Source organism: Microbulbifer sp., from assembly GCF_051659245.1.
Lineage (GTDB): Bacteria > Pseudomonadota > Gammaproteobacteria > Pseudomonadales > Cellvibrionaceae > Microbulbifer.
The window spans coordinates 1-8,862 of record NZ_JBOFOC010000214.1 but is presented as its reverse complement, the minus strand read 5'-3'; the positions used below and the strand labels follow the sequence as shown (position 1 = coordinate 8,862).

Below are 8,862 nucleotides of genomic sequence, written 5' to 3'. Positions count from 1 at the left end.
AGTTATAAAAGGAATAAGGGATTGAAGTCAGGGAGGACTACGGGAGGGTTCCAACGGCTGAAAGCCTCCCGTGACGCGGCAGGTCAGGCAATAATGCCGCGGGTCTGGAGACTGGAGATCATTATTTCCACCTCCTCTTCCAGGCTCATCGAGTCTGTCCGCAGGTGGAGTTCGGGGGACGCTGGCTCCTCGTAGGGATCGTCGATACCGGTAAAGCCCCGGATCTCTCCGGCGCGGGCCTTCTTGTACAGGCCCTTGGGGTCCCGCGACTCAGCCTCTTCCAGGGAGCAGTCGACAAACACTTCCAGGTAATCCAGATCACTCTCCGCGTGCATGCGACGCACCAGTTCGCGATCTTCGCGATAGGGGCTGATAAAGCTGCTCAGCACTATCACGCCGCTGTCGGCGAACAGGCGCGAGATCTCACCCACGCGGCGGATATTCTCCTGGCGGTCCTCCGCGGAGAAGCCCAGGTTGGCATTGATGCCGTGTCGGATATTGTCGCCGTCCAGGCGGTAGCTCAGCACCCCGCGGGCGGCCAGCGCCTTCTCCAGGGCCACGGCTACCGTACTCTTGCCGGAGCCGGAAAGGCCGGTGAACCACAGAGTCGCCCCCTTATGGCCGAGCATACTCGCGCGATCCTCGCGAGTTACATCACCGTCGTGCCAATGGATGTTGGTTGCCTTGCGTTCTATCGTCGCTGTCACCGATACCCCCGGGTAATCTATTCAATGGCCTCTGTTCACGCACTTCAATGGAACTTCCTTATAACAAAAAGTTATTTAAGCGCGCTCGATGGCTAATTATCGAACATTAGCCAGGCAGCGTAAAGCGCTTGTGCAGAGCCCAAATCGGCCACTGCACATAGCAGTATTGTTCTCGCCTGCAGGGCAGTCGTAGGGTGCGCCGTGCGCACCAAACCACCAGTCCTGGAGCGGTGCGCACGGCGCACCCTACGGTTGAACTCCGGAACTTGAGTTTTAAGCCCTTGATCTACAAAGGCTGGCACCACGGATTGGCACTCTAAGGCAGAAACAAAAAAGCCTCACAAATAGTGAGGCTTCTAAGTACCTGATTTAACAGGTTTTATATGGGGTGGCCGACGGGGATCGAACCCGCGACCTCAGGAGCCACAATCCTGTGCTCTACCAACTGAGCTACGGCCACCATAAATCGTGATATGTCAGCACCTTGTGGCAGTGCTGTGAATTTGAGTCGAGTATTTAGCCCAGCACCGCTTTGCGGCCGACCCGGCGCCCATCAGCTGTGCTGATGGGCCGGAATAGTCCTGCGACGACAATCCGGCAATGAGCCCAATCGGAGCAGCCAAACTTCAAGCCTATCCTAAAGGATGGCGCGCCCGGCAGGGCCGAGGCGGCCGTTTGCAAAGCACCGCTTTGCGGCCGGCTCGGCGCCCATCAGCTGTGCTGATGGGCCGGAATAGTCCTGCGACTACAATCCGGCAATGAGCCCAATCGGAGCAGCCAAACTTCGAACCCATCCCGAAAGATTGGCGCGCCCGGCAGGACTCGAACCTGCGACCATCCGCTTAGAAGGCGGATGCTCTATCCAGCTGAGCTACGGGCGCAAGGCATACCCGGTCCAAATTGGTCGGGGCAGAGGGATTCGAACCCCCGACATCCTGCTCCCAAAGCAGGCGCGCTACCAGACTGCGCTATGCCCCGAATCGCCAAATCCGGCAACGGGGTTTAAAAGCTCCCCGCAATCTCACCGTTCGGCAATTGCCTCCCTTGCGAGAGCGCGCATAATACTTGCGGCCCCCGGGGGAGTCAACGCCGCTAAGCCATTCTTTTTGCAACGGTTTATCGGCCGGGAAATTACCCTCGGGCTGTGCCAAAATAGCGCCCTTCGCAAATCAGAGAAAACCATCTATGTCTGCACTCGTTCTGGACGGCAAAGCCCTGGCGCAGAAGACCGAACAGGAACTCTCGACCCGCGTTGCCGCGCTAAAGGAAAAGAGCGGCGGCCAGACGCCGATCCTGGCCACCATCCTGGTGGGCGACGACCCCGCCTCCGCCACCTACGTCAAGATGAAGGGCAATGCCTGCCGCCGCGTGGGCATGGATTCCCTGCAGGTGGAACTGCCCTCCTCAACCACAACCGAACAATTGCTGGCCGAGATCGAAGAATTCAATACCAACCCCAATGTGCACGGCATACTGTTACAGCACCCGGTGCCGGAACAGATCAACGAGCGCGCCTGCTTCGATGCCATCGCGCTGGACAAAGACGTCGACGGCGTCACCTGTCTGGGCTTCGGTCGCATGGCCATGGGTGAAGAAGCCTACGGCTGCGCCACACCCAAGGGCATTATGCGCCTGCTGGAAGCCTACGAAATCGACATCGCCGGCAAGCACGCGGTGGTCGTGGGCCGCAGCCCCATCCTCGGCAAGCCCATGGCGGCCATGCTGCTGAATGCCAATGCCACCGTGACCACCTGCCACTCCCGCACCCGGGACCTGGCCGAGCATATCCGCCGCGCCGATATCGTCGTAGGCGCCGTGGGCCGGCCGGAATATATCAAGGCAGACTGGATCAAGGACGGCGCCGTGGTCGTGGACGCCGGTTACCACCCGGGCGGCGTCGGCGATATCGAACTGGGCCCGCTGGTGGACCGCGTGGCCGCTTACACCCCGGTACCCGGCGGGGTCGGCCCCATGACCATCAATACCCTGATTTACCAGTCCGTGGATTCCGGCGAGCGCAAAATTGGACGTTAGTATTTCCCCCTCTCCCCAACCCCCTCCCCCAAGGGGGAGAGGGAGTAACAAAGGGGGGGTTCCCCATGCGCCTGGATAAAGCCGTAAGCCAGGTCACCGACCTCTCCCGCGCCCAGGTAAAGCGCGCGGCAAAAGCGGAGCGCATCACCGTCAACGGCGCCGTGGCCACTGATCCCTCTGCCAAAGTCTTGGAGTCGGATACCCTGTGCCTGGACGGCGAGCCCCTGCTGGAACCGGGGCCGCGCTACTTTATGCTGCACAAGCCGCTCGGCTATGTCAGCGTCACCAAGGACAGCGAACACCCCACGGTGCTCGACCTGATCGACGAGCCCAACAAGCACAAACTGCATATTGCCGGCCGCCTGGATATCGACACCAGCGGCCTGGTCCTGCTCACCGACGACGGCCAGTGGTCCCACAGGATCACCTCCCCCCGCCATCACTGTGACAAGACCTATTACGCCCACTTGGCGGAGAAAATTGATCAAAGTGCGGTGGAAAAATTTGCCAAGGGTATCTGGCTCAGTGGGGAGAAAAAGCGTACCAGGCCGGCCACACTGGAAATCCTCTTTGCCAACGAAGTGCGCATCACCATCAGCGAAGGCCGTTACCACCAGGTCAAGCGCATGTTCGCCGCCCTGGGCAACCGGGTGCTGGAGCTGCACCGGGAGCGCATCGGCGAAATCCAGCTCGACGAGGATTTGCCCGAAGGCGAGTACCGCCCGCTCACCCCGGAAGAAGTTGCCTCCGTTCAATGAACACACTGCTGAGCCAACTGCTGCAACAAGACCCCGGAGAGACCCTGTGGATCGCCGACGAGAACAGCAAGGTATTGCTGCTCGAGGGCTTCACTTTTGCCGGGGACCTGCTCAGCAATCGCTGGGATATCGCCAGGTTGGCGGAAGACAGGGTAAGACGCAGCTATTTTAATGACTTCCGCTTCGAGGAACTGGAGCGGCGCTATCGCCATATCGTCTACCCGGTCTCCAAGGAAAAGGCGGTGGTGCACCATATTATCAACTGCACACCGGATGCGCTGATCGAAGGTGGGGAGTTGATACTATTGGGGGGCAAGCAGAGCGGTATCAAAACCTATGCGGCCAGGGCCGCACAGCGTTTTGCCGGCGGGAAAAGTCTTCAGAAGCACGGCACGAACTACTCAAGCACCAACATCCGCCCCGGCGAAACTGCCACGGGCACACTGCTGGACGACCAGGACTATTCCCGCCTGCGCCAGCCGGAGACGCTGAACGGGCTTTACAGCAAGCCCGGCCTGTTCGGCTGGGACAAGATCGATACCGGCAGCGCCCTGCTCGCACAGCAGTGCAAACGTTATCCTCCGGCGGACAACGCCCGCGTGGTGGACCTGGGCTGCGGCTACGGTTACCTCTGTGCCCAACTGTCAACGCTGGGTAATTACCAGTTCACCGCAACCGACAACAATGCCGCCGCCCTGCTCGCCTGCACAAAAAATTTCCAGGGCCTGGGATTGCAGGGTACGGTGACTCCCTCCAATGCAGGCGATGAGCTGGAAGTCGATATCGCCGATTACCTGATCTGTAATCCGCCTTTTCACCAGGGGTTCCAGGTGGAGGGGGATCTTACCGATCGGTTCCTGGAGCAGGCCGCACGGCTGTTGAAACCTACTGGCCAGGCACTGTTTGTGGTGAATGAATTTATTCCGCTGGGGAAAAAAGCCGCGGCCTGTTTTATTGAAGCCGAGTTGATTGCCAGGGATAAGGGCTTCTGTGTCTACCACCTACGCGGCCCGGGACGATCGTCGAGTGGTTTCCATACGTAGGGGAGAACCTTCCCGCGCAAGCCGGGCTCAGACACTAATACCGCTACCTTAAGCCGAAAATCGGCATATTTGTAGGATGGGCAAAGCGTAGCGTGCCCATCAAGGTCCCAGAAGATGGGCACGTCGCTACGCTCCTTTGCCCATCCTACGGTCGAAACAACGCTTAAGGTAGCGGTATTCAGCTCAGACACCATCAGAAGACTGGATACCGGCTCAATAGTCGCGAAGATTAAACAGATTCCTGGAAAGCGTGTGCTCCTCCAGTTCCTCCAGCTCCAGCAGCCGCTCCATCGCGTCGCGGGCGGAGGGTGTGTCCGCCCCCTGTAACAGGTCCCGGTATTGATCCGCCAGGTACATCTCGATATCCATCGCCAATTCGGCAATGTTGTCCAGCTTGTTGATATCCAGATTGCGCACCCGCTTCAGGAATTCCTGCTCGCGCCCCTCGGGAGCGAACTGGAACCAGGTGTGCAGGGCACCGGGGGAAATATCCTCGCGGAAGTTTTCCAGCGAGTGGGACATGGAGTCCTCCCGCCGCCGCAGCTGGTCCAACAGCAGTTCTATACGCTCATCACTGGCGAGCTGCTCGTACTCACCATACTGTTGAGCCAACTTCGCGTGGAAATCCCTTCCCTCCTGGATCACATCCTCCAAGGTTTTGTAGCGCATCGCCCCGCCTCAGGGAAATTCTGTCTCTTCCTGAGTATAGACAGCCAGTACGAAAGGGCGCCAATCAAATAACTCAGAGGCGCCGTAGACGGCATTTCAGCCGCCGGCGGGGATTCTGTGGGTTGATGGCTCCCGGGGCCCGGGCGACCAGGTCGGCCATCGCCAGCCGCCGGCGGCTCACGGTCAACACACAGTTCTCATACTGGGGCATTTCCGCACTCCAGCTGGCCAACTGCTCGCGCAGCCCGGTATGGCGCCAGCCGCTGGTAATCATTTCCCGCCGGCTGCCAAAGTTGCTGACTACCAGTCCATCGGGCGTCAGCAGCTGCAAAAGGCTCTTACACCAGTCCGGGTCGGCGGCAACCGTGCGCTCCGCTTTCCTCTGGTCGTGACCGAAAAGGTCGTCGACTATCAGGTCATAGGAACTTTGTTTTTTCGCAGCCAGTCTGCCGGCCACATATTCCCTCGCATCGGCGCATACCAGCTCGGCGTCTCGCACATCAAAATAGCGGCGCGCCACGGAGAGATGCACCGGATCCAGATCCACACCGACTATGCATTCGGGTTCGACAAATTGCTGCAGCAGGCGGATCATCGCACCACCGCCCACACCCAGGACCAGCACCGAACGAATTTTTCGCGGCGGCAGAAAGAAAGCCGGCAACAACAACAGCTCCCAGAACGAACCTTTCAGCGGATCGCGGGGGTTCCACTGGGAGTGAAGTATTCCATTACTGTAGAGGCGCACGCTGGCACCGTGGCGGCGCACCTGGTAGCAGTTGCCCCCCACCTGCCGCTGCCATACGACAGCCATCAGGCGCCAGGGGTATCCGAGTGGTCCAGCAATACCTGCGCGAACGCCTCCAGGCCCGCCAGGTCCTCCGCATCGAAGCGCGCCAGCGAGGGGCTGTCGATATCCAGCACGCCCAGGCAGCGCCCGCCGGCATAGAGGGGGATCACCACTTCCGACGCGGAAACCGCATCGCAGGCGATATGACCGGGAAACTGGTGCACATCCTCCACCAGTTGCGACTCGCCACTGGCCACTGCGGTGCCACAGACACCGGAACCCACGGCGATGCGGGTGCAGGCCGGTTTGCCCTGAAAAGGCCCGAGGCGAAGCTCCTCCCCACGCAGGAAATAGAAGCCGGCCCAGTTGATATCCCGCAGTTCCAGGAACAGCAGCGCACTGGCGTTGGCGGTGTTCGCCAGCCAGTCGCGCTCACCGGTCAGCAGGCCGGACAGCTGGGCACAAAGGGCTGCGTAAAATGGTGTTAACGACATACTTCTTCAACTACTGATAGGGATCGATAAGCGGCTGTTCCGACTGCGAACCGGCAGATTCGGGTTGATACGGCTCCGCATCCACCGTCGGCCTGTTCCATTCATCCTCCTCCGGGTCTTCTCCACGGCCGCGAATGGCCGGCGGGGCGGTGGTGACATCGGAAGCAATCAGCTTGCCGGACGAATCCCACACCTGGACCGCCGGCTTGGGGGCCGGCTTTTCATCGCGTAACACGCGGCTGGCCACGGCTTTCAATTCAGTGCGCCGCCGCTCGGCCAACTTTGTCGCCTCCAGCTCAGCGCTGAGTCGGTTGACTTCCGCCTGCAGATCGCCCAGCTGCGCCTGCAGCTCGGTAATCTGGGTCAACACCCCTTTTACCTTGCGGCTCTCCTGCTCGTAAAGTACCGCGGCGCCGCCAAAGGCCAGGGTAAAAACAACCAGAATGGAAAACTGACGCATAACAATCTCCGGTCAATGCTCTTTCGCCCCATTTGGCTTAGAGCCTGTTTGCGATCTATGGTGCTGCACGTCCAGCGCGGGGTCGGGAAGGGGGCCTCTTTCCGGGACACGCTGTGAATACGTCCCTGTACGCTCGTAATCGGCATCCCTGCCTCATACGGACCCGAAAAGAGGCCCCCTCCCGACCTGGAGAGCTCTTCGCGAGATTCTAAACAGGCTCTTAAACGCAATACTGTTGAGTTAAGGCCCAGCCGCAGAGTGCGCCGTGCGCACCAAAAAGTCTGAAACCCGCGCGAGCCCTGGGGCGGTGCGCGACCGCCATGGATGGCGGAAGTGCAGAAAATGCAGGAGCAATTTTCTGTCATGGCGCACCCTACGAATACAAAAGTGGCCTAACTCAACCGTATTGGGCTTAAACGGCATTATCTAAATAAACTGTGGCTATCTTCTGCGATCTTGTGCATACATCTCAATAGCGGATGGTGACCAGGCTGCCTGTTTTATTATTCAGTGGCGGCATATCCCTGTGCTGTATTAACCCGTCGCCTAACAAGCCGTGGGTTATATTTCACTCCTTGTCGGACGATACCGCGGCGAGCAGCCGTTCCGGCGTCACCGCCTCCTGGTCCACACAGCATCCGGTCTGCCGAAGCGCCGGGATCAGTTTCCCGTCGGCGTATTCGCAGCCGGTGCTCTCGATTGCCCTCTGGCCCATCTTTCTGGTCTGCTGCGGCAGGTGGCCGCCGCCGGCGTGCAGCCTCTCCAGCAACGGCTCATAACCCGACCGCCAGCAAACCAGGTTGGCGAAGCTGCGTTTGAGAGCCGCGGCGATCTGCATGCCCTCGTAATCCAGGTCCCCCCAGAAATACACCGGAAGCTCCACCGGGCCCTGCCCCTGCCACCACTGGAGGAAATCCCTGCGCACTGTCTGCGGCGCATTGTTCAGGGTGCTGAAGCGGGCCACACCGGGTGTGCGCACCCGCGCCGCGCCACCGCGGTAGCCTTCGATATACACCAGTGCCGTGTGCTCTGGCCCGCATTCCGCCAGCATCAGGAAGGAATCCTGGTTTTCGATCAGCAGCACCCGCTCCGTCTGCGCCGGCAGGTACAGATGCATCAGCAGCGGCCGCTCGTGGACTCTGCCACAGAGGCTCGGGAAAAGCGCGCGCACCAGAGCCTGGCGCCCATCACCGTCCAGGTATTTGGAATCGCCGAGAAAACAGCGCGCCGACAGCTGGCGCCAGGAAAGGCGCTCCGCGGGGCGGCCTTCCGCGGGGCGGCCCTCCGCGCGGTCCAGCTCTTCGCCCAGGTCGGCCCAGCAGGCCAGCATCTGTTCGAAATCCTCGAAGCCCGGGTCCAGCTCCAGGCCGCCGGGCGGAAATGCATCCGGGACTTCGAAGCGCCCGGCAAACTTTGTCAGCGCAGCCTGCCACTCCGGATCCAGCCGCACCGGGCGCGACCGGTCCAGCCACTCGCGGATCATCGACTCGCGGCTGTCTTCAAAGTAGAGCCGCGCCCCCTCCCAGGCGGCGCCGCCCACGGGCCGGCGCCCCGGAGGCTTGATTGAAAAACAGCGGTAATCGCGGGACAGCCACACAAGTTCGTCCCAGAGTTCACCATCGTCGTACACGGGATCAGTAAAGGGAGCCAGCGCGGCGCGCAACGCACGGGATGCCTTCCTCGGGTCCAGCGTCATGCCGATCGGCTTTTCCTCGCCGGTGAGAATCTGCTCGTCGCGCCTGTCGAGCACATATTCCAGCAGCCCCATAATCACCGGGTTGGCCGCGGCCAGTTCGGGGATTTGCCTCGTCATGCTTCCCTCTCCTCTTCCCAGTCTGCTCCCCTAATGCAGGAGCGGCCCATGGCCGCGCTCGGCCTCGCTTCGTAGTGGTAGGGTGCGCCCTACT

General features: G+C 60.6%; 9 protein-coding genes and 3 tRNA genes. 3 read left to right on the top strand and 9 right to left on the bottom strand.

The features are described from left to right. Nucleotides 1-83 precede the first annotated feature (83 nt). The 4 genes from cysC to ACRC0P_RS19720 form a co-directional block, all read right to left on the bottom strand. Complete coding sequence (gene cysC, locus ACRC0P_RS19735) at nt 84-707, bottom strand: adenylyl-sulfate kinase (RefSeq protein ID WP_438633019.1); 624 nt, start codon at nt 705-707, stop codon at nt 84-86. 384 nt (nt 708-1,091) lie between these two features. Further along, a tRNA-His gene (locus ACRC0P_RS19730) sits at nt 1,092-1,167 on the bottom strand. 344 nt (nt 1,168-1,511) lie between these two features. Further along, nucleotides 1,512-1,588, bottom strand: a tRNA-Arg gene (locus tag ACRC0P_RS19725). 20 nt (nt 1,589-1,608) lie between these two features. After that, nucleotides 1,609-1,685: transfer RNA gene (locus tag ACRC0P_RS19720), tRNA-Pro, on the bottom strand. A 207-nt stretch (nt 1,686-1,892) separates the two neighbouring features. Between ACRC0P_RS19720 and folD the strand changes: the two genes are divergently transcribed. The 3 genes from folD (at nt 1,893) to ACRC0P_RS19705 (ending at nt 4,542) form a co-directional block, all read left to right on the top strand. Then, the gene (folD, locus tag ACRC0P_RS19715; protein WP_438633018.1) at nt 1,893-2,741 is read left to right on the top strand and encodes a bifunctional methylenetetrahydrofolate dehydrogenase/methenyltetrahydrofolate cyclohydrolase FolD; all 849 of its coding nucleotides are present in this window, start codon (nt 1,893-1,895) and stop codon (nt 2,739-2,741) included. Nucleotides 2,742-2,806: 65 nt separating this feature from the next. Beyond that, nucleotides 2,807-3,499 (top strand): 16S rRNA pseudouridine(516) synthase RsuA, encoded by a 693-nt coding sequence (rsuA, locus tag ACRC0P_RS19710; protein ID WP_438633017.1) that lies wholly within the window; start codon nt 2,807-2,809, stop codon nt 3,497-3,499. After that, the gene (locus ACRC0P_RS19705; protein ID WP_438633016.1) at nt 3,496-4,542 is read left to right on the top strand and encodes a class I SAM-dependent methyltransferase; all 1,047 of its coding nucleotides are present in this window, start codon (nt 3,496-3,498) and stop codon (nt 4,540-4,542) included. The genes rsuA and ACRC0P_RS19705 overlap by 4 nt, the downstream gene beginning before the upstream one ends. A 213-nt stretch (nt 4,543-4,755) precedes the next feature. Here the strand turns inward: ACRC0P_RS19705 and ACRC0P_RS19700 are convergent, their stop codons facing one another. The 5 genes from ACRC0P_RS19700 to ACRC0P_RS19680 form a co-directional block, all read right to left on the bottom strand. Continuing rightward, nucleotides 4,756-5,211 carry a hypothetical protein gene (locus tag ACRC0P_RS19700; protein ID WP_438633015.1) on the bottom strand — a complete coding sequence of 152 codons (456 nt, stop codon included), beginning with the start codon at nt 5,209-5,211 and terminating at the stop codon, nt 4,756-4,758. 73 nt (nt 5,212-5,284) lie between these two features. Then, nucleotides 5,285-6,025 carry a spermidine synthase gene (locus tag ACRC0P_RS19695; RefSeq protein ID WP_438633014.1) on the bottom strand — a complete coding sequence of 247 codons (741 nt, stop codon included), beginning with the start codon at nt 6,023-6,025 and terminating at the stop codon, nt 5,285-5,287. Beyond that, nucleotides 6,025-6,495, bottom strand: a complete 471-nt coding sequence (locus ACRC0P_RS19690) for a GAF domain-containing protein (RefSeq protein ID WP_438633013.1) — start codon at nt 6,493-6,495, stop codon at nt 6,025-6,027. The genes ACRC0P_RS19695 and ACRC0P_RS19690 overlap by 1 nt, the downstream gene beginning before the upstream one ends. A gap of 10 nt (nt 6,496-6,505) precedes the next feature. Continuing rightward, entirely contained in the window at nt 6,506-6,955 is a 450-nt protein-coding gene (locus ACRC0P_RS19685) for a hypothetical protein (RefSeq protein ID WP_438633012.1), read from the bottom strand. Between the two features lie 568 nt (nt 6,956-7,523). Next, nucleotides 7,524-8,768, bottom strand: a complete 1,245-nt coding sequence (locus ACRC0P_RS19680) for a Wadjet anti-phage system protein JetD domain-containing protein (RefSeq protein WP_438633011.1) — start codon at nt 8,766-8,768, stop codon at nt 7,524-7,526. Between the last annotated feature and the right edge of the window lie 94 nt (nt 8,769-8,862).

Excerpts from the sequence above, each read along its gene's own strand:
- ACRC0P_RS19700 (WP_438633015.1), bottom strand. The coding sequence starts at position 5,211 with ATGCGCTACAAAACCTTGGAGGATGTGATCCAGGAGGGAAGGGATTTC.
- rsuA (WP_438633017.1), top strand. The coding sequence starts at position 2,807 with ATGCGCCTGGATAAAGCCGTAAGCCAGGTCACCGACCTCTCCCGCGCC.
- ACRC0P_RS19705 (WP_438633016.1), top strand. The coding sequence starts at position 3,496 with ATGAACACACTGCTGAGCCAACTGCTGCAACAAGACCCCGGAGAGACC.
- folD (WP_438633018.1), top strand. The coding sequence starts at position 1,893 with ATGTCTGCACTCGTTCTGGACGGCAAAGCCCTGGCGCAGAAGACCGAA.
- ACRC0P_RS19685 (WP_438633012.1), bottom strand. The coding sequence starts at position 6,955 with ATGCGTCAGTTTTCCATTCTGGTTGTTTTTACCCTGGCCTTTGGCGGC.
- ACRC0P_RS19680 (WP_438633011.1), bottom strand. The coding sequence starts at position 8,768 with ATGACGAGGCAAATCCCCGAACTGGCCGCGGCCAACCCGGTGATTATG.
- ACRC0P_RS19690 (WP_438633013.1), bottom strand. The coding sequence starts at position 6,495 with ATGTCGTTAACACCATTTTACGCAGCCCTTTGTGCCCAGCTGTCCGGC.
- ACRC0P_RS19695 (WP_438633014.1), bottom strand. The coding sequence starts at position 6,025 with ATGGCTGTCGTATGGCAGCGGCAGGTGGGGGGCAACTGCTACCAGGTG.